The sequence below is a fragment of the Nosocomiicoccus ampullae genome, from assembly GCF_019357495.1.
Classification (GTDB): Bacteria; Bacillota; Bacilli; order Staphylococcales; family Salinicoccaceae; genus Nosocomiicoccus; species Nosocomiicoccus ampullae.
The window spans coordinates 668,626-688,538 of record NZ_CP079110.1 but is presented as its reverse complement, the minus strand read 5'-3'; the positions used below and the strand labels follow the sequence as shown (position 1 = coordinate 688,538).

17 protein-coding genes, 1 other RNA gene and 1 pseudogene are annotated in these 19,913 nt (G+C 34.6%); 8 read left to right on the top strand and 11 right to left on the bottom strand.

What is annotated here, in order from left to right; all coding sequences use genetic code 11:
• Positions 1–64: 64 nt before the first annotated feature.
• Genes recD2 through KPF49_RS03460 form a run of 4 tightly spaced genes read right to left on the bottom strand, consistent with a single transcriptional unit; the run spans position 65 to position 5,312 of the window.
• On the bottom strand, positions 65–2,434 hold the full coding sequence (gene recD2, locus KPF49_RS03475; protein WP_183675201.1) for an SF1B family DNA helicase RecD2: 2,370 nt from the start codon (positions 2,432–2,434) through the stop codon (positions 65–67).
• A 2-nt stretch (positions 2,435–2,436) separates the two neighbouring features.
• Positions 2,437–3,081, bottom strand: coding sequence for a tetratricopeptide repeat protein (locus KPF49_RS03470; RefSeq protein ID WP_183675198.1), 645 nt, complete (start codon positions 3,079–3,081; stop codon positions 2,437–2,439).
• On the bottom strand, positions 3,078–4,184 hold the full coding sequence (gene mnmA / locus KPF49_RS03465) for a tRNA 2-thiouridine(34) synthase MnmA (RefSeq protein WP_183675196.1): 1,107 nt from the start codon (positions 4,182–4,184) through the stop codon (positions 3,078–3,080). Before mnmA ends, KPF49_RS03470 begins: the two co-directional genes overlap by 4 nt.
• 15 nt (positions 4,185–4,199) lie before the next feature.
• Positions 4,200–5,312 (bottom strand): cysteine desulfurase family protein, encoded by a 1,113-nt coding sequence (locus KPF49_RS03460; protein WP_183675192.1) that lies wholly within the window; start codon positions 5,310–5,312, stop codon positions 4,200–4,202.
• A 144-nt stretch (positions 5,313–5,456) separates the two neighbouring features.
• Here KPF49_RS03460 and KPF49_RS03455 point away from each other — a divergent pair, with 144 nt between their 5' ends.
• From KPF49_RS03455 to KPF49_RS03440, 4 genes and pseudogenes are all read left to right on the top strand, one after another.
• Entirely contained in the window at positions 5,457–6,461 is a 1,005-nt protein-coding gene (locus KPF49_RS03455) for an LLM class flavin-dependent oxidoreductase (RefSeq protein ID WP_183675190.1), read from the top strand.
• Between the two features lie 51 nt (positions 6,462–6,512).
• Positions 6,513–7,049 carry a helix-turn-helix domain-containing protein gene (locus KPF49_RS03450; protein ID WP_219490066.1) on the top strand — a complete coding sequence of 179 codons (537 nt, stop codon included), beginning with the start codon at positions 6,513–6,515 and terminating at the stop codon, positions 7,047–7,049.
• Positions 7,049–7,906 (top strand): annotated as a pseudogene (locus tag KPF49_RS03445) (IS3 family transposase); the annotation flags it as partial. The gene KPF49_RS03450 and the pseudogene KPF49_RS03445, both read left to right, overlap by 1 nt.
• A 242-nt stretch (positions 7,907–8,148) precedes the next feature.
• Positions 8,149–9,825, top strand: a complete 1,677-nt coding sequence (locus KPF49_RS03440) for an ABC1 kinase family protein (RefSeq protein ID WP_183674675.1) — start codon at positions 8,149–8,151, stop codon at positions 9,823–9,825.
• Between the two features lie 26 nt (positions 9,826–9,851).
• On the opposite strand, the gene KPF49_RS03435 is transcribed toward KPF49_RS03440, so the two are convergent.
• Positions 9,852–10,265: an RrF2 family transcriptional regulator gene (locus KPF49_RS03435; protein ID WP_183674672.1), complete on the bottom strand. Its 414-nt coding sequence runs from the start codon at positions 10,263–10,265 to the stop codon at positions 9,852–9,854.
• A 72-nt stretch (positions 10,266–10,337) separates the two neighbouring features.
• Between KPF49_RS03435 and KPF49_RS03430 the strand changes: the two genes are divergently transcribed.
• Positions 10,338–11,606 (top strand): replication-associated recombination protein A, encoded by a 1,269-nt coding sequence (locus tag KPF49_RS03430; protein ID WP_183674669.1) that lies wholly within the window; start codon positions 10,338–10,340, stop codon positions 11,604–11,606.
• A 278-nt stretch (positions 11,607–11,884) separates the two neighbouring features.
• Here the strand turns inward: KPF49_RS03430 and ssrS are convergent.
• Together ssrS and KPF49_RS03420 are read right to left on the bottom strand one after the other, a co-directional pair.
• A non-coding RNA gene (gene ssrS / locus KPF49_RS03425) (6S RNA) lies at positions 11,885–12,069 on the bottom strand.
• Positions 12,070–12,118: 49 nt separating this feature from the next.
• Positions 12,119–12,814, bottom strand: coding sequence for a Crp/Fnr family transcriptional regulator (locus KPF49_RS03420; RefSeq protein WP_183674666.1), 696 nt, complete (start codon positions 12,812–12,814; stop codon positions 12,119–12,121).
• Between the two features lie 228 nt (positions 12,815–13,042).
• On the opposite strand from KPF49_RS03420, the gene KPF49_RS03415 reads away from it, so the two are divergent.
• The 3 genes from KPF49_RS03415 to KPF49_RS03405 are packed head-to-tail and all read left to right on the top strand — an operon-like array spanning position 13,043 to position 15,411.
• A complete protein-coding gene (locus KPF49_RS03415) occupies positions 13,043–13,222 on the top strand; it encodes a cytochrome c oxidase subunit 2A (RefSeq protein WP_183674663.1) in 180 nt (59 codons plus the stop codon).
• An 18-nt stretch (positions 13,223–13,240) separates the two neighbouring features.
• Positions 13,241–13,723: a cupredoxin domain-containing protein gene (locus tag KPF49_RS03410; RefSeq protein ID WP_183674659.1), complete on the top strand. Its 483-nt coding sequence runs from the start codon at positions 13,241–13,243 to the stop codon at positions 13,721–13,723.
• A complete protein-coding gene (locus KPF49_RS03405) occupies positions 13,723–15,411 on the top strand; it encodes a b(o/a)3-type cytochrome-c oxidase subunit 1 (RefSeq protein ID WP_183674656.1) in 1,689 nt (562 codons plus the stop codon). Before KPF49_RS03410 ends, KPF49_RS03405 begins: the two co-directional genes overlap by 1 nt.
• A 45-nt stretch (positions 15,412–15,456) precedes the next feature.
• Here KPF49_RS03405 and aspS read toward each other — a convergent pair whose 3' ends face one another.
• The 4 genes from aspS to dtd form a co-directional block, all read right to left on the bottom strand.
• Positions 15,457–17,214, bottom strand: a complete 1,758-nt coding sequence (aspS, locus tag KPF49_RS03400; RefSeq protein WP_183674653.1) for an aspartate--tRNA ligase — start codon at positions 17,212–17,214, stop codon at positions 15,457–15,459.
• Positions 17,214–18,470 (bottom strand): histidine--tRNA ligase, encoded by a 1,257-nt coding sequence (gene hisS / locus KPF49_RS03395; protein WP_183674650.1) that lies wholly within the window; start codon positions 18,468–18,470, stop codon positions 17,214–17,216. The genes aspS and hisS overlap by 1 nt, the downstream gene beginning before the upstream one ends.
• Before the next feature lie 246 nt (positions 18,471–18,716).
• Positions 18,717–19,460 (bottom strand): N-acetylmuramoyl-L-alanine amidase family protein, encoded by a 744-nt coding sequence (locus KPF49_RS03390; protein ID WP_219490151.1) that lies wholly within the window; start codon positions 19,458–19,460, stop codon positions 18,717–18,719.
• The gene (dtd, locus tag KPF49_RS03385; RefSeq protein WP_183674644.1) at positions 19,460–19,912 is read right to left on the bottom strand and encodes a D-aminoacyl-tRNA deacylase; all 453 of its coding nucleotides are present in this window, start codon (positions 19,910–19,912) and stop codon (positions 19,460–19,462) included. Before dtd ends, KPF49_RS03390 begins: the two co-directional genes overlap by 1 nt.
• Position 19,913 lies beyond the last annotated feature (1 nt).

Genomic DNA, 19,913 nt, shown 5'->3' with positions numbered 1-19,913 from the left:
GTCATGTCATCAACTTCATTTTATTATTTGTTCAGTATAATTATATGAAGCGTACGCTTTAAAGTCAATTAAAATCAAATGGTGAAATACCTTCCATATTAATCATCGGATCGATGTTTTTATTTAACACTAAATCCATCGTTAACATATAATTCTCTTCACTATTACTAAGTTTAACGTGTGCTTTCGTGTCGCCATTAAATATTTCTGTTAAATACTCGGATAACAGTGTTTTTCTTTCGATACCTTCACGATGAATCGCTTCTATAAATGAGTCCTCTTCTCCGCATAATACGAGAGATTCTTTTGCGCGAGTGATTCCTGTATAGATAATATTTTTTTGGAGCATGTGATAATACTGTCTAACGATTGGCATGATAACAATTCGATACTCACTGCCTTGGGCTTTATGTATGCTTGTACAATATGCATGTGATAATTCCGTATAATCTTTTCTTTCATAGACAATTTCGTTTCCTAAAAAGTCGACGGTTATCGATTCTTTTTCGCCTGGACTCTCATCGTTATACGTAATTTCAGTAATAATTCCACTGTCACCGTTAAAAACATTATCTTCACGTCTATTTTCTAGTTGAATCACTTTATCATTTTCTCTAAAAATCTTATCTCCAAATTCGATTTCTTTTTTATCATCACTACTTGGATTTAATACTTTTTGAATCACTTTATTTAACTGGTCAATTCCAGCAGGTCCTTTATAAATCGGAGCGAGAACTTGTACGTCACGCATATCATAACCCTTTTTTACTGCACCTTTTACAACAATATCAACGACGTCGATAATACCACTTGCATTTGTTTTAAAAAATGTTCGGTCTGGGAAACGTTCTAATATATTTACAGGAAGATTGTTATTAATTTGATATGCAAGTTTAATAATCGAGGATGACTCCATCTGTCTATAAATCTTTTTTAATATAGTAACAGGAACTGTACTTGATTCAATTAAATCTTTAAACACTGTACCTGGTCCTACTGACGGAAGCTGAGCGTCATCTCCGACAAAAACAACTTGGGTTTCAGGTAACACATTTTTAATTAGCTGATAAAAGAGCCACGTATCGACCATCGACATCTCGTCAATAATAATTAAATCTGCATCGATGATATTATCAAGTATTTCATCTTCTTCAGTATCTCTACCATAGCCAATAATTCTATGGATCGTCGAAGCTTCTATACCTGCTGCGTCTTTCATACGCTTTGCAGCACGACCCGTCGGGGCTGCGAGTTGAATCGGGTAGTCATCACCTTCATAATCGATAAACCTTTCGATATTATGAAGCTTTCTATACACTTCAATAATTCCAGAAACAATTGTTGTTTTACCAGTACCTGGACCACCAGTAATTACAGAAATTGGACTTGTCACCGCGCGAATGATTGCTTCTTTTTGTTCTTCGTTAAATTTAATTTCTAATGAATGTTCGACTTGTCTTATAACTGCATTTATACGTTCATCACTTGGTGTGTGCACTTTAATTTGACTCAATGAATGTATTTTTTCAGCTGACTTTCTTTCGCTAATAAAAAACTTTTTCAAAGTAATTTTGTTATTACGAATGACTAGCTCGTCTTCTTCAGCAAGTAAATTGACACTTTTTAAAATATCATCACGTGTAAATATATCCCCTTTACCGTTAAGTAAAATAAGAGAAACTTCAATTAATTGTTCTAACTCGACATACGTATGCCCAAACTCATTAAGTTCTGTGTCAATCGCATATTTAATTCCCGCATATAAACGTTCGTTTGAATGGATATCAATACCTGCTTTTAACGCAATTTCATCTGCTTTTTTAAAACCAATGCCAAAGATATCTTCAACAAGTTTATACGGATTATTTTCTAGTATATGGAGCGTTTCATTTTTATACGTATCAAGAATTTTGGCACGCTTTGACGCATCAATTTGAAGCTCAATCATTATAAGATCTGCACGTGCAGTCGATTCATTTTGAACAACTGTTCGGTAGACGATGTTCTTTTTATCTTCAGATAGTCCTTTAACCTTGTCTAAGTTGGACTTATTTTCAATAATTAAATCTAGCGTATTGTCACCGAGTGTATGAGCGATAAGTTGGGCGGTCTTTTGACCAATTCCTTTAAATTTTTCACCAGATAAGTACTTAATAATACCGTCTTTTGTTTTTGGAATATTCTTTTTTGCACTAATTGCTTTAAACTGTTTACCGTATCTTACGTGTTCGACAATTTCTCCAGTAAACTGATAAGTCTCACCCTTATCGATCTGGTGAAAGTTCCCAGTAATAACCGCTTCGTCACTTAACTCTGTGTTCGTCTCGTCGATTTTAACAACAATGACGTAGAAGTGATTATCACTATTATGAAATATTATTTTTTCAACTGTTCCATTGATGAATAAATCATCTTCTAACGTCATTTGTGTCATATTTATTCCTCTTCTAAATTTTTAATTCCGTTATGTGCGAGTATGTGATCTGGCTTAATTTTAATCGCATTTTGAAAGTGTGTCTTTGCTGATTCTTTATCGTCATACTTTGTCCATTGGATAAGCCCTAAGTTATATTCAGAATCTGCGTGTGCATGTTCGCTCGTTATTTCAGTGAGTAAAAGTTCACCTTGGTCGAGTAAGCCTAACTGACACAGTGTTAAGGCATACTGAAATACGAGTTCATAATCTTCTTTACCAACTCGGTACATTTCTTCAAAAAAAGGTACCGATAAACTTAAATCCCCTTCATGAACGTGTGTCATTGCAAGGAGGTAGTTAATATCTTTATCATCGCTCATTTTGTCATAGACACTTAATAAAAGTGTACGTGCGTCTTTATACTTTCCTTCGTTAAAGTACATATTCCCTAACGTGTAATATGCCACTGCATTGTCTTTATCAAGTTCAATCGCTTTTAGTAAAAAGTTATTCGCTTCTTCTAATTTCCCAACATTATAAAGAACAGTCCCGCCATTAATATAATGAACGGGATTGTCTGGATCTTTTTCAATCGAAAAAAAAATTTCTTTTAATGCTGTTTCATAGTTACCTTGCTGAATGGAATGTTCGTAATTAAAACTCATGCTAAATACTCCAGTTTCTCTTCACCGTTAAACACTTCGTCAATCGTCGCGCCACCAATTACTCTGTCACCGTCATATAATACGACTGCTTGACCAGGAGTAATTGCACGCTGAGGTTCTTTAAATTTAACGAGTAATTTGTTGTCTTCTAATTTTTTTACGAATACTTCACTATCTTTTTGACGATATCTGAATTTAGCATTTGCATCGAATTCTTCAGGCATATCGTTTATAAAGTTTGTGTCTTCTGCAATTAAACTTGTCGAATATAATTTTTCGTTATTAAATCCAGTGACGACATATAATTCATTCGTTTCTAGATTTTTACCTGCAACAAAATATGGTCCCCCAGGCCCACCGATGCCTAAACCTTGGCGCTGACCAATTGTATAATACATGATTCCATCGTGTGTTCCTTTTTCTTCACCAGTTTCCATATCGATAATTTTCCCTGGTTTTGCAGGTAAGTAGTTGGAAAGAAATGTTTTAAAATCTCTTTCTCCGATAAAACAAATACCTGTTGAGTCTTTTTTATCTTTGGTCGCGAGATCATATTTATGTGCGAGTTCACGTACTTCTGTTTTATCAATTTCACCGAGCGGGAATAGTGTTTTACTTAACTGCTCTTTTGTTAATTGGTTTAAAAAGTACGTCTGGTCTTTATTACTATCGACACCTTTAAGCATTGTTACTTCACCGTCATGATTCACCCTCGCGTAGTGACCTGTTGCGACATAGTCCGCCCCAAGTTTCATTGCATGATCTAAAAATGCTTTAAATTTAATTTCTTTATTACACATGACGTCAGGGTTTGGTGTACGTCCACGTTTATATTCATCTAAAAAGTATTCAAACACTCTATTGTAATACTCTTTTTCAAAGTTTACTGAGTAATACGGAATACCGACTTCTTCTGCAACTTTTCTAACGTCTTCATAATCTTCAGTTGCAGTACACACACCAAATTCGTCTGTGTCATCCCAGTTTTTCATAAAGATTCCAATGACATTATATCCTTCATCTTTTAGCAATTTCGCTGTCACTGAAGAGTCAACGCCTCCACTCATTCCGACAACGACTGTTGTATCTTCTTTTTTCTTCATATATAGTTCAATCCTTTATTTTAATCGTTCATATAATTTTTTAAATGCCTCAATTGTTTTTGTAATATCATCTTCAGTCGTTAAATGACTAAAGCTTATTCTAAGTGAATGTGCCGCTCGGTTTTCGTTATACATTTCAGTAATGACATGTGAGGGTGTCACTGTTCCAGCGTTACATGCACTACCGCCTGAAATGTAAATACCTTCTAGATCGAGCGCTGTAAGTAAAAATTCTGTTTCAGAAAATGGTACGTAAATGTTTAAAATGTGCGGAGACTGATTATCTAAGTCACCATTAACTTCAAACTCAATACCCGCTTCTTTTAAGCCGTCGATTAACATTTTTTTACGAGATGAAATAACCGTATTTCTTTCATCTAACGACTCTACCGCATTTTTAATTGCTTCACTGATTGCATAACTATAGAGTAAGTTTTCAGTGCCTGCGCGGCGCTCACGCTCTTGTTTACCACCGACAAGTTGTGCGTGTAAATGCGTCCCTTTTCTGACGTATAACACACCGATACCTTTAGGTGCATATAACTTATGGCCACTCATACTCATAAGATCAACACCTAATCTGTCAACATTAATGTCAACGTGACCGACTGCTTGTGCAGCGTCGATGTGAAGTAGTACGTCTTCTGGTAACTTATCTTTTATTTCTTTAATTGGCTGTACTGAACCAACTTCGTTATTTACATAATGAAGTGACACGAGAGAAGTATTATCGTCTAACAACTCATTTAATTCAACCAAACTGATTAGACCTGTCTGATCAACTGATAGATACTTTACATCATTAGCTAATGATTCTGCTGTTTCTATGATTGACATATGTTCAATATTTGTCGTAATCATATTACTATTTGATTTAAAATGTGAGAGTGTTCCACGAATTGCTAAGTTATTAGATTCTGTTGCACCACTCGTAAATATAATTTCTTCGGGTTTTGCACCAATCATCTTCGCAACCTTGCTACGACTACTTTCTAAAAATGATTTTGCTTCTTTACCAACACGATGAATACTTGAAGGATTTCCGTAAATATTCGCGTGTTTTACCATTCCATTTAAAGTATCTTTATCGACTGGTGTTGTTGCCGCATAATCTAAATAAACACTCATGACACTTCTCCTTTAAAAACTAGATTCAGTAGAGATTTTACCATTTTTAAAACGATAAATATAGTCGAGTGCTCTAAGTCGTTTCTTTAGAAAAATAATCATATCTCTTGTAAGTTAGATGAAGATAAAAAAGGAGAGATTAAAGTGAGTAAAGATTTAAAAATTTCAGTATTAAACTTAGTTTATGTGCGTGAAGGGTACGATTCTAAAGATGCGTTTACTCGTATGCGTCTTTTAGCTGAAGAACTCGACCACACAACTTATGAACGCTACTGGATCAGTGAACACCACAATATGAAATCAATCGCTTCAAGTGCGACACGTTTACTAATTCAATATACATTACAACATACTGATAGAATCCGCGTTGGAAGTGGTGGTGTCATGTTACCTAACCATACGCCGTATATTGTTGCTGAAGAATTCGGAACGATGTATGAATTATTTGGTGACCGTTTAGATATTGGTCTTGGACGCGCACCAGGTACTGACCAATTAACAGCAAACGCAATTCGCAGAGGAAATCACCAAGGGATGTTTAACTTTGAAGATGAAATTCGTGAGTTACAATTCTTTTTATCAGATAAAGAAGCGCACGTCATTGCAAACCCTGGTTTAAATACAAATGTGCCATTATATGTACTCGGTAGTTCTACAGATTCTGCACACATTGCAGCTAAATTAGGATTACCATATGCATTTGCAGCTCACTTCGCACCAGCGATGATGAAAGAGGCATTTGAAATATACGAACGAAACTTCCAACCGAGCGAACAATTAAAAGAACCTTATAAAATGGCATGCTTAAATGTCTGTGTTCAAGATACACAAGAAGAAGCTGAATACGTCGTAACGAGTCATTATCAAAATGTCTTTGGTATGATTACAAATCACCGTGGACCGATGAAACGCCCAGTAACAAATATGGATGATATATGGTCAATGCAGCATAAAGAAATAATTCAAACAAGATTCCCAGTTCAAATTCTTGGCGATAAAGAAAAAGCACTTAGAGATTTAGAAAAATTCCAAGAAGAGTATAATGCAGACGAAATTATCGCAGCTACAGCGATTTACGACACAGATGCATTTATAAAAAGCTATAAATTATTTGAAGATGTTGTTAAGGAGTATAATAAAAAGCAATAAGGGTCTGCACTGACCCCCTAAATCCGGACACGGATTTAGGGGGTTATTCGTATGTCAAAGTATAGTTATGATTTGAAGTTAGAAATTATAAGAAGATATGAAGAAGGTTTTGGAGCAATCATTCTTTCAAAAGAGTTTAATATAAGCCATGACACGATCAACAATTGGATAATGGCTTATAATCTCTATGGCGAAGTTGGTTTAAAGAAAAGTTTATCTAAAACACGTTATTCTGGTGAGTTTAAGTTATCCGTATTAAAATATAGGATAAATAACGAAACTTCCTATTCAGAAACAGCTCAAGTCTTTGGAATCAAGAATCCATCTACAATAGCTGGTTGGCAGCGAAAGTATGATTTGGAAGGCTTTAGTGGTTTGTGTGGTACTTTAGGAAGACCTAGAAAACGTGAGGGAACGACTATGCCTAAGAATAACGATGAACCAAAAGAACTATCAAAGTCTGAGAGAGAAGAACTTATTGAACTAAGAGAAAGAAATGAGTACCTCGAAGCAAAACTGCTTTACCAAAAAAAGTTGGATGCCTTGCTTCGGGAAAAGCGTGCTCAAACAAAGAAAAGACGCAAGTAGTACTAGAAGTAAGGCAAATTAAAACAGAAGTTAAACTGAGTACTTGGTTAGAGATTTCTGAGTTACCAAGATCTTCATTTTATGAATGGAAAGAAAAATTAAATCAGGTAAATGAATCTGAGCAGCGATTAGTTCAACAAATACAATCCATCATTCAAGAATCTAGATTTACTTACGGCTATAGAAGAGTTGTACTCGCACTAAAGAATCTAGGTATTATTGTGAACCATAAAAGAGTGCTCAGACTTATGAAGAAGTACAATTTATTGTGTACGAAATTCACAACAAGAAGTAGAAAGTATAGTTCGTATAAAGGTGAAGTTGGAAAAATTGCAGATAATGAGCTAAACAGAGCATTTAACGTAGATCAGATGAATGAAGTTTATGTCAGTGATGTAACTGAGTTCAAAGTGGACAACTCAGATGTAAAAGTGTATCTCTCACCCATTATGGACTTATATAATAGTGAGATTGTGTCATTCAGTATCTCTACATCACCTACAGTAAAATTTACTTGTGAGTCCCTAGAGAAAGCTATTAAGAAGCTGCCTATAGAGCATAATCTCATGATTCATACAGATCAAGGGTTTCATTATCAGCATGTCAAATGGACACAATTACTAGAGCAGAATAATATCAAGCAGAGTATGTCTAGACGTGGAAATTGTTTAGATAATTCACCTATGGAGAATTTCTTTAGTTTGCTTAAACAAGAAATCTATTACGGTGTTAAATATCAAAATGTTCAAGAATTAATCGAGGCATTAGAAGAATATATTGATTGGTACAACAACAAAAGAATAAAAGAGAAATTAAATGGCCTGTCTCCTGTTCAATACAGGAAACAAGCCATATAAGAATTCACGGACAAGAATGTCCGGATTTATGGGTTCGGTACAGTCTCCCTTATTGCTTTCTTTTTGTTAAAATAAAGTAAATTAGACCACTAAAGAATATGACTTGAATAATTAAAATGGGTGCAATAACAAACAACAATTCACGCAATATTTTCACCTATCTTCACTTATAAAATCTTTAAATATTATTTTAGCACTTTTTGATCGTTTCATCATCTTGATTAAGATTGGAAGGATACTCTATGATACGAAATCAAATTAAATATATTAACCGCTTTAGAGAAATTGCGATCCTCTTTTCTAAAAGTGGACTCGGCTTTATTATCGAAGAAAGTGGATTAGATAATTTACTTAGCTTGCCAAGACGACTATTTAATAAAACACCACAACAAGAAGATAAAACAATCGCTGAACGTATTCGAATATTTTTAGAAGAAGCGGGTCCAGCATATGTGAAACTCGGACAAATTGCGAGTACACGAGGAGATATTTTACCTGAATCATTTATTAAAGAATTAGAGAAGCTTCAAAGTGAAGTGCCGCCTTTTTCTAGCGACATCGCAAAAGAGTTAATAGAGACGAATCTAGATATAAATATTGAAGATACATTTTTAATATTTGAAGATGAACCTCTCGGTTCTGCATCAATTGGGCAAGTCCACCGTGCGGTGTTAAAAACTGGAGAAGTCGTTGCGATAAAAGTTCAGCGACCAAATATCGAAAGAAATATCCGTACAGATTTAGAAATTTTGTCAACTATTGCTCAAGTTGCTGAAAATAATTTTAACTGGGCAAAACAATATCAAGTAACAGACATTGTTGAAGAATTATCTCAAGCGATTATTCAAGAGATGGACTATACAATAGAAGCAAGAAATATTAACCGTATTAAACGTCAATTTAAAGGAAATGATACTGTTGCATTTCCACACGTTTATGCCACGTTATCAAATAAGACGATTCTCACAATGGAATATTTTGATGGATATTCAATACGTAGTACAAAACTACTCGATGAAAAAGGATACGACCGTTATCACATCGCTGATACGTTAGCGCGTACTTTATTTACTCAAATTTTTGAACATGGATTTTTCCACGCAGATATTCATCCAGGTAATATTGTCGTTACTAATGAAGGTAAAGTTGGCTTTATTGACTTTGGAATGGTTGGAAAGCTAACTGAAGATATCAAACAAAACTTTGGTAGTTTACTTATTGGATTAATGCAAAAAAATTCTAAAAAAGTCGTTCGATCAATTGTACAAATGGGCGTTGTTCCAGACGGTGTCGATGTAAATGAGTTATATAAAGAAGCTGAACTTATGCAAGATAAGTATTACGATATACCACTTAAGGATTTAGAGTTTAGCGACGCAGTTAGAGATTTATTTTCAATTACGAATAAATATCATATTCACTTACCAAAAGACTTCACTCTACTCGCTAAAACACTCATTACTTTAGAAGGAAATATTGAAATGCTAGACAAAAATTACAGCATCTTAACAGTTGCTGAACCGTTTGGTAAAAGTTTACTCATTAAACGACTAAACCCGAAAAACATCGCAGAAAATAAACTTTCTGACTGGGTACTACTCACGACCTTAATTGAGGAATCACTGCAAAATTTACACCAGTTCTCTAAAGGTCTAGGTGAAAAACATCTTCCAGTGATGCTTGGGTTAAAACAAGAAAAAAATATCGCACGCCATCTAGATCGTACGATAAATAGAATTTCTTTCTCAATTGTATTATTATCTCTGTCAATTTTAATGGCAGGAATTATTATTGGATCTTCTGTGCTCGGACAAGGTTCTATATTATTTAAACTTCCAGTAATAGAGATAGGTTCTATACTCGCCATCGCAATGTTTAGTTGGCTCATATTTACGATATTTAAAAGCGGACGAATGTGACGACCTCCCTTTATTGGGAGGTTTTTTTAAATATAAAACATATAATCATCAAATTCATCTGGCTGACTAATTAAATCATAAAGTGTCGTATGAGCAATCACGTCACTTATTCCATCTCTAATTCTTCTCCATAAAAATCTTTCATTTTTTGTATCTTTATCATCTAATTCGATTGCTACGATATTTTCACCAACTGCTTTAAAAACATCGAGTACTGTAATTTCATCTGGTGGATAATTTAACTCATACCCTCCATATGCACCGCGTGTACTTTTTACAAGATTTGCTCTTCTTAAACACGCAACGATTTGCTCTAAATATAAGTCACTCACTCCACGTTCGTTTGCAATTGATTTTACAGAGCGTTTTCTAACTCCGTACTCTATAGCGAGTACATTCATAAAATATAAACCATAGCGGCCTTTTGTTGATATATTCACTTCTTCACCTCAGATGCACTTTTGTTATATAGTATATATAATAGCATAACGAAAAAGTTGGTGAAAAATCTAATGTCAAATGAACCTTTAAGTTTTCGCATGCGTCCAAAAAATATTGATGAAGTACTCGGACAAGATCATCTCGTTGGGGAAAAAGGAATTATTAGACGTATGGTCCAAGCGAAAAGATTACAATCAATGATACTTTATGGACCACCTGGTATTGGTAAAACGAGTATCGCCAGTGCGTTAGCTGGTAGTTCAAAATATAAGTTTAGAACGTTAAATGCTGTATCGAGTTCTAAAAAAGATATTGAAAAAATTATATTAGAAGCAGATATGAGTGGTAGTGTGATATTAATGCTCGATGAGATCCATCGTCTCGATAAAGCAAAGCAGGACTTTCTACTCCCGCATTTAGAAAGTGGAAAAATCGTGTTAATCGGTGCAACAACATCAAACCCTTATCATGCAATTAACCCAGCCATTCGTTCGAGAACACAAATTTTTGAATTACATCCATTGAAAGAAGACGATATTAAAACAGGAATTACTCGCGCATTAGAAGATAAAGACCGTGGGCTTGTTAGTAAAGATATTACGCTCGATGATGACGCGTTAGAACATTTTGTGAAAGCTTCAAATGGAGATATTAGAAGTGCGTTAAACGGTTTAGAACTTGCAGTATTAAGTGATACGAAAGATTCTATTCATGTCACGTTAGAAGATGCAAGAGATACGATGCAACAGAGTCAATTTATACACGACAAAGATGGAGATGAGCATTACGATGTGATGAGTGCGTTTCAAAAGTCTATTCGCGGAAGTGACGTTGATGCGGCCCTTCATTATCTCGGTAGACTTATTGAAGCTGGAGACCTCGTCACAATTGCAAGACGCTTGCTCGTGATCAGTTATGAGGATATTGGACTTAGTAATCCTCAGCTTCCAGGTAGAACGTTAGATGCGATAATTGCAGCTGAACGCCTCGGATTTCCAGAAGCGAGAATTCCATTATCTATGGCCGTTATTGATTTAGCGTTATCTCCAAAATCAAATACGACAATTAAAAGTATCGATAACGCACTTAGTGATATAAGAAAAGGTCATATCGGTGTTGTCCCAAAACATTTAAAAGACGGACACTATAAAGGAGCAAAAGAACTCGGTAACTCAATTGGTTATAAAAACCCACACGACTATAACAACAACATCGTCAAACAACAATATTTACCAGACTCTTTAAAACATAAACAATATTTTAAAGATGACGGTACTTCAAAATACGAAAGCTTCTTAAATGAAACTTATAAAAATTTAAAACCATTTAATAAATATTAAAAAAACGCGATCACTAAAGTGATCGCGTTTTAAGTTAACATGTTATTGTTAATTTGTTTTTTTAATTCTTTTCTTTTTTTAAGTAAATCACATGATTTAGATGCATTTTTAGAATTTAACTTTTGTTTTCTCTTAAAGAGTAACCCTTTAACTGACATCAAAGATCACGCAACCTTTCACCTTCAAATTACTACTCCAATATCTTAACACACTATTATAATTTTTAAAGAGTAAATTAATAGAATTTTAAAAAGACAGCCACAAAGTGACTGTCTAATGAAGCATCCGATATAGCCGTGTGTAGTTGTCGGGTTATTTGGCCTGCTTTGTGCAGGTGGGTGCTCTGTCAAATACTCATGAAGTCCCTTATAGGGCATGTCAATCATATTTGAACGCCAAGCTCCCTTTTATATAGGTGTTAGGTCAAAATGAAACCGACACATCACGTACTAATCAGGTGCTTCCTTTAAATTAATAATAGCACAACCATTATTTTGAAGCAATTTTATAGATTAGTAAATCTGGCATAAGTTGATATCACAGTTTTCACAATTAATAATATGTTTTAACTTTTTCATATGTTTAACTGTAATTATTTTTCTGTTTACTTCTATAATCCCTTCTTTTGATAATTCCTTTAAATAACGGTTGACAACTTCCCTAGAAGTTCCAGCAAGCATAGCAAGTTCTTGGTTGGTTAGTTTTGTATCGATAACAATTCCTTTTTTAGTATTTACACCAAATGAATTCGATAGTCTGACAATGACACTTGCTAAAGCACCCATTTTACCGTACATTAACATGTCTCTTAGTTTTGAGGAATGTCTTAACCTTTCAATTTCTAACCATCTCATCCATTCTTTAGTAAATCGACTATCATTTAACACTTTTTCTTCAAACTTATTCTTTTCAATTTTATGTAATACAACTTCAGTTTTAGATTTCGCAAACGACGTATGGCGTTTCGGTCCGCAATACAAAGTGACCGCACCAAATATGCAATCATTATTTAAAAAGTGAATCGCATTTTCTGATCCATCATCTTGTATTCTTAATACTAGTACTTCACCAGATTCAATTACATAAATGTACTCTGTTAAATCACCAGAGTGAAATATAAATTCATTTTTATTCACATGCATCTCTATGCCATTTTTCTTTATATAATCAATAATTAATTGTGGTTTAAACGTTGGAGAATTTGACAAAACTATCACTTCCCTATCGCTTTTATATTAACATATTTAGTGACTTTTATCACTTTATTGTTGAAAAATTGCAATTTAAATCTCAAATAGAATTAGTTGTAATTCAAATTTTTTTAGAAACTATAAATTTGTTACAAATATATGTCGAAGTGTGACTTTTATCACTTTTTTATAGAAGTAAATACAATACAATATTGTTATAAACAACATAATTGGAAGGTGAAATATATGGCTGATAAAAAAATTGTTAAACCTCAGCATGATCAAACAGTCGATCATGAAAAAAGTGTGAGTGAAGATGTACATAAACTCGACTTAAGAGGTACTTTATTTATGACAATGACACTCGGTGCTTTAATGCTAATTTCTTGGCTCGGCGTATTTATGTTATTTATGGAAAGAATGTAAAAAGGAAAGGTGAAATAAATGCACAAGTATGAAAAGATATGGCTAAGCTTTGGAACTGGAGCTTTAATCTTATTCCTTGTTATTTTAGGAATTTCAGCAGTTCACCAAGGTCACTCACCTGCTGCATCAGGGATCGAAACGATTAACCCTGATCACGTAAGAGATGATGAAAGATTTAAAGAGCCTGGACTCTATGAATCAAAAGAAGAAGGTTTTGATTACGATTTATACATGGTAGCAAGTATGTTTAGATATGAACCTACAGAAGTAGAAATTCCAAAAGGTTCAAGAGTACGCGTTATGGTTACAACTCCTGACGTAATTCATGGTTTTGAAGTAGCGAAAACAAACATCAATATGATGGCAGAACCAGGATTAATCTCTAAATATCATACAACATTCAACAAAGAAGGAGAATTCTTAGTTGTATGTAACGAATACTGTGGTACAGGTCACACTGATATGACTTCAGTAATTAAAGTTGTCGGGAGTGAAGAATAATGGCTAAATCTTATCTAAATACAACACAAAACGAAATATATTCAGCAGATACTGTAATTAATAAAAAAGATTCTAAATTAGTATTAGCAAATATGATTTGGGTAATACTCGCATTAGTAATCGGTGGTACTGCAGGTGCATTACAAACGTTCGTACGTTCGGGATATTTTGAATTACCACTAGGTATCGGATATTACCAAATCTTAACACTACACGGTGTAATTTTAGCTTTAGTACTTACATTCTTCTTCATTGTTGGTTTCCAAACAGCAGCTGTTTCAAGAGCAATGGGTGGCTTAACTGACGGTGAAAGAAAAGCAGGTTGGATTGGTTTTTGGCTAATGACAATTGGTGTGTTAATGGCAGCATCAATGATCTTAACTAACCAAGCTTCAGTACTTTACACATTTTACGCACCACTACAAGCACACGGTCTCTTCTATGTTGGGTTAACACTCGTCATCGTAGGTACATGGATTGCAACAGGTGCTCAGACAAAGCGTTACTTTAGATGGAGAAAACAAAATCCAGGTCAAAAAACACCTACGATTGCATATTTTGTTGCTATTAACAACGTCATGTGGTATGTATGTACCATCGGTGTCGCAGCATCAGCGCTAACTCAACTTATCCCGTGGTCATTTGGATTAATCGATACAGTTAACGTTAAACTTACACGTACGTTATTCTGGTACTTTGGACACGCACTCGTATACTTCTGGTTATTACCAGCATACATGGTTTGGTATGCAGTATTACCTAAAATTATCGGAGTTAAAGGTTTTTCAGATAAACTTGCAAGACTTAGTTTCGTCTTATTCCTATTCTTCTCTATTCCAGTTGGTATTCACCACCAATTAGTAGAGCCAGGTATTGACGCATTCTGGAAAGGTCTACAAGTAGTTCTTACATTTATGGTAATTGTTCCATCATTAATTACTGCATTTAGCTTATTTGCTTCATTTGAAACATATGGACGTAAAAAAGGTGCAACAGGATTATTTGATTGGTTTAAGAAGTTACCATGGAATGATTCAAGATTCGTATTACCATTTGTTGGTATGTTATTCTTCGTACCAGGTGGTATTGGTGGAATCATCAACGCATCAGGTCAAATGAACCAAGTCGTTCACAACACAATTTGGGTCGTTGGACATTTCCATATCACAGTAGGTGCGCCGGTTGTATTAACTTACTTTGGTGCAATGATGTTCTTACTTCCTCACTTAGTTGGCGGTAAGATGACAAAACTTACTAACTCTCTAGGATTATGGTTAGCATATACATGGGCACTTGGTATGGGAATCATGTCATTTGCAATGCATATGGCAGGTCTTAAAGGTGCACCACGACGTTCGACATTCTCTGAATATGGTGGACACGAGTTAGCTCAAGAATGGATCAGCTATCAATTACTACAAGCAATTGGTGGATCATTCTTATTAATTGCAATTATTATAGCGTTCTTTGCATTCTTCTTATCACTTAGAACACCTAAATCTGATACTGTAGAAGAATTCCCAATCGCCCGCTTTATGGATGATGGCGATGCGCCACTTGCTTGGGTTGAAAACTGGAGATTACTCATTATTATTACGATTTTCTTAGTCGTAATTGCATACACAGTTCCAGTTTCACAAATCTTCACAGAAAATATTCCAGGATCACCAGGGTTTAAAGCTTGGTAATCAAATACAAAAATAAGCTTAGCAAATTGCTAAGCTTATTTTTTATTACTTACCTTCTGGTTTAATTTGAAGATGTAGTTCATTTAGTTGTCTGTTTGAAACATTTGATGGTGAATCCATCATTAAGTCTTGAGCACTGCTTGTTTTAGGGAATGCGATAACGTCACGAATGTTGTCTGTTTTTGTCAGTAGCATTACGAGACGGTCAAGACCATAAGCTAAGCCACCATGTGGCGGAGCACCATATTTAAATGCTTCGATTAAGAAACCGAACTGATCATGCATTTGTTTTTCTGAGAATCCTAGTGCTTTGAACATTTTCTCTTGTAACTCTGGGTTAGAAATACGGATAGATCCCCCACCAAGTTCATATCCATTTAAGACGATGTCATAAGCATTTGCTTTTACTTTTTCTGGTGTTGTTTCTAGTAACTCAATATCTTCTTCTTTCGGTGAAGTGAATGGATGGTGTGCTGCAACGAAACGTTCTTCGTCTTCATCATATTCAAATAATGGCCAGTCTGTAATCCATACGAAGTTGTATTTATCTTCATCGATTAAGTCTAACTCTTTACCAAGTTTATTTCTTAAGTTACCTAAACTTGCATTTACAACAGATGCTTTGTCAGCGCCGAAGAATACGAGGTCATTTTCGTCAGCTCCAAGAATCTCTTTCAGTTCATTTTGTTTGTCTTCACTAAAGAATTTCGCAATTGGGCCAGTGAATGCACCGTCATTATATTTTAACCATGCAAGACCTTTAGCACCATATAATTTCACGTATTCTTCAAGTGCTTCAATGTCTTTACGTGAGTATTTATCTGCGCTATCTTTTACAACAATTGCTTTAACGATTCCGCCATTTTCAACTGTTGACTTAAATACTTTGAAGTCCACGTCTTTACTAAAGTCGCTAAGTTCAACAAGTTCCATACCAAAACGAGTGTCTGGTTTATCTACACCGTATTTAAGCATTGCATCGTCATAAGTCATACGAGCAAAAGGAATTTCTACATCGATATCTTTTACTTCCTTAAATACATATTGTAATAATCTTTCGTTCAGATCAATCATATCTTCAACGTCAGTAAATGATTTTTCAATATCGACTTGTGTGAATTCCGGTTGACGGTCACGGCGTAAGTCTTCGTCACGGAAACATTTAACGATTTGGTAATATCTCTCAAAACCACTTAACATTAATAATTGTTTATAAATTTGTGGTGACTGAGGTAGTGCGTAAAATTCACCGTGATGAATACGTGAAGGTACAAGGTAATCTCTCGCACCCTCTGGTGTTGATTTAGATAAAAACGGTGTTTCTACATCAACGAAGAATTCATTATTTAGGAATTCGCGAATTGCTGCAGTTGTTTTATGACGTGTTCTTAATGTGTCTTGTAATTTTTGACGTTTTAAATCAACATAACGATATTTAAGTCTTACGTCTTCACTTACAGCGTCATCCTCAATTTGGAATGGTGGTGTTTCTGCTTTAGATAACACGTTTAATGAATCTGCGACGACTTCTAATTCACCTGTTTGAATGTTTTCGTTTACTGTTGATGGATCACGTTTAACGACTTCACCTGTCACCTCAATTACGTACTCTGAACGTAATGTATCAGCGATCTCAGTTGCTTCTTTATGATCTTGATTAAAGACAACTTGAACGACACCTGAAGCATCTCTTAAGTCAATAAAGATTAATCCTCCGAGGTCTCGGCGACGTTGCACCCATCCTTTTAACGTCACGGTTTCATTAAGTTTTTCTAACGTTTCTAATACTAATGTTCTACTCATTATTGAATTGCCTCCTCTAAGTTTTCAAATGAATATGCTACTTCTTCACCAGTAGACATGTTTTTAACATTTACTTTACCTTCTTCTAATTCATTATCACCAATTACAATCGTATATGCAGCATTTTTTCTGTCCGCGTCTCTCATTTGAGCACGCATTCCACGTGCCTTATAGTCCATATCTGCTGTAATACCTTTTTGTCTTAACTGTGATAATAATACACTCGCATAATCACGAGACTCTTCACCCATCGTTACGACATATAAATCTAAAGTATGTGGGTTTTCAATTTCAATACTCTCAGCTTCAATTGCTAATAGTAGTCGTTCAATAGATAGCGCAAATCCAATTCCTGTTTCAGCTGGGCCATCTAACATTTCAACTAATCCATTGTAACGTCCACCACCCGCGAGTGTTGTAATAGAACCAAAGCCGTCTGCTGTACTCATTAACTCAAACGCTGTATGTGTGTAATAGTCAAGACCACGGACTAAGCTCGGATCTTCAACATACTTAATACCGATTTTATCGAGTTGGGATTTTACTTTCTCATAATATTCGATCGATTCATCGTTTAAGTAATCTGTAATTTTTGGAGCAGTTGACATTAACGGATGATTTTTATCTGTTTTACAATCTAAAATTCTCATCGGATTCGTGTCTATTCTTGATTGGCAGTCGTCACAAAACTCATCGATTTTCGGTCTAAAATGTTCTTGGAGTGCTTTTTGATATTCTTTACGGCTATCAAAATCTCCAATTGAGTTAATGTGAAGCTCTAAATCTTTTAACCCAAATGATTCATAAAATGCCATAAGCATACTTAAAATTTCTACGTCAATTAATGGATCTTCAACACCGATTGCTTCTACTCCAAACTGAACAAATTGTCTATAACGTCCTTTTTGTTGGCGTTCGTATCTAAACATCGGTTGGTTGTAGAATACTTTAATCGGCTGATTTGGATCACCGTACATTTTATTTTCAATGTAACTACGTACAACTGGTGCTGTACCTTCTGGACGAAGTGTCATGCTTCTGTCACCTTTGTCCTTAAACGTATACATTTCCTTGTTGACGATATCTGTCGTATCACCAACTGCTCTTACAAATAAATCTGTACTTTCAAAAATTGGTGTTCTAATTTCTTGATAATTGTACTTTTCACATACATTTTTAAGTGTATCTTCAATGTACTGCCACTTATATGAATCTTTCGGTAAAATATCTTGTGTACCGCGTGGTATTTGAATCATGTATTTCCCTCCATAAAAATATCCCTTATACCATAAAGGTATAAGGGACGATAATATCGTGGTGCCACCCTAATTTAGTAATTACTTACTCTCATTTAAAATATTATATTTTATAAATAGAAGTGTCTCAAATGTTTAAAAATGCGTTATTTTCACCAACCATAACGTCTCTGTCATTCATTTAAAAACATTATCTTCTATAATTAGTATCTAGTAAATTATAATTTCTTAATACGATATAGTCAATTATTCTTTATTATCGTAGTCGGTTACGTATATTTCTATACCTTCAACAATACCGTAAACGAGTCGGTTTTGATAGTCTTCAGTGTTTAGTAAGTAGTCATCTACATCATTACTTAAAAATCCAAGCTCAACAAGAGTTCCTGGATATTTAATTTGATCGATGACTTGGTAAGGCATTGTCTGAACTCCTTTATTCGGTAATAATGATTGCTCATTTAGTCCTTCATTTATTGCAGTCGCTAAATCAATTTGACTGTCGTGTGCATAAAACGTTGTAAAACCAGTAGGTTCGTTAGACTCAAAAGCATCACTATGAAGTGATATAAAAATATCACCTTTAGCATCGCGGTCATCGAGCTCAACGGTTTCATTTCCCGCTCTCGTCATAACAACTTCAGCATTCGACTCTTCTAAAACTTTTTGAAGCTTTTCACCAACACTCATGACAATTGCCGATTCATTTTCTCCATAATAAGACGGCGCCCCGGGATCACTACCACCATGACCAGGGTCTATGACGACTTTAATTCCTTTAAGATCATATTTTTTATCTTTAAAATCGATTGTTATATCTTCGTAGTCATTGTGAGGTTCATATGATTTTACAATATATACAAAAGAAAAAATAAATATTAAAGACATTAGAAATATAAATAAAGGTTTTACATATAAATGTTTTTGAGTCTTTAAAAACCATATGACAAAGTTCAAAATTTTAGATATGAACTTCTTTAATACATTCATTAAACAATCTTACCTTCTTTTGCTTCGTATATCAGGGTAATCGGTCCTGAATTTGTGAGTCTTACATCCATATGCTCACCGAAGAATCCTGTCTTTACGTTCACACCATGACTTCTTAACTCCTCGTTAAAGTACTCATAAAGCTCTTTTGCGTAATCTCCACTCGCTGCATTTATAAATGACGGACGATTTCCTTTTTTAACGTCTGCGTAAAGTGTAAATTGAGATACACTTAATATTTCGCCATCGACATCTTTTAACGATAAATTAATTTTACCATCATCATCTTCAAATGTTCTCGCTTTAACGATTTTTTCTGCAAGCTTTTTTGCATCTTCTTTTGTAGAAGTTTCACTCACACCAACTAAAAGCATAAAGCCTTTATTTATTTCGTTAAATAATTCATTTGTCATGACTGATGCGTGACTTACTTTTTGAAGCACTACTTTCATC

Excerpts from the sequence above, each read along its gene's own strand:
- recD2 (WP_183675201.1), bottom strand. The coding sequence starts at position 2,434 with ATGACACAAATGACGTTAGAAGATGATTTATTCATCAATGGAACAGTT.
- KPF49_RS03470 (WP_183675198.1), bottom strand. The coding sequence starts at position 3,081 with ATGAGTTTTAATTACGAACATTCCATTCAGCAAGGTAACTATGAAACA.
- mnmA (WP_183675196.1), bottom strand. The coding sequence starts at position 4,184 with ATGAAGAAAAAAGAAGATACAACAGTCGTTGTCGGAATGAGTGGAGGC.
- KPF49_RS03460 (WP_183675192.1), bottom strand. The coding sequence starts at position 5,312 with ATGAGTGTTTATTTAGATTATGCGGCAACAACACCAGTCGATAAAGAT.
- KPF49_RS03450 (WP_219490066.1), top strand. The coding sequence starts at position 6,513 with ATGTCAAAGTATAGTTATGATTTGAAGTTAGAAATTATAAGAAGATAT.
- KPF49_RS03440 (WP_183674675.1), top strand. The coding sequence starts at position 8,149 with ATGATACGAAATCAAATTAAATATATTAACCGCTTTAGAGAAATTGCG.
- KPF49_RS03430 (WP_183674669.1), top strand. The coding sequence starts at position 10,338 with ATGTCAAATGAACCTTTAAGTTTTCGCATGCGTCCAAAAAATATTGAT.
- KPF49_RS03415 (WP_183674663.1), top strand. The coding sequence starts at position 13,043 with ATGGCTGATAAAAAAATTGTTAAACCTCAGCATGATCAAACAGTCGAT.
- KPF49_RS03410 (WP_183674659.1), top strand. The coding sequence starts at position 13,241 with ATGCACAAGTATGAAAAGATATGGCTAAGCTTTGGAACTGGAGCTTTA.
- KPF49_RS03405 (WP_183674656.1), top strand. The coding sequence starts at position 13,723 with ATGGCTAAATCTTATCTAAATACAACACAAAACGAAATATATTCAGCA.
- aspS (WP_183674653.1), bottom strand. The coding sequence starts at position 17,214 with ATGAGTAGAACATTAGTATTAGAAACGTTAGAAAAACTTAATGAAACC.
- hisS (WP_183674650.1), bottom strand. The coding sequence starts at position 18,470 with ATGATTCAAATACCACGCGGTACACAAGATATTTTACCGAAAGATTCA.
- KPF49_RS03390 (WP_219490151.1), bottom strand. The coding sequence starts at position 19,460 with ATGAATGTATTAAAGAAGTTCATATCTAAAATTTTGAACTTTGTCATA.
- dtd (WP_183674644.1), bottom strand. The coding sequence starts at position 19,912 with ATGAAAGTAGTGCTTCAAAAAGTAAGTCACGCATCAGTCATGACAAAT.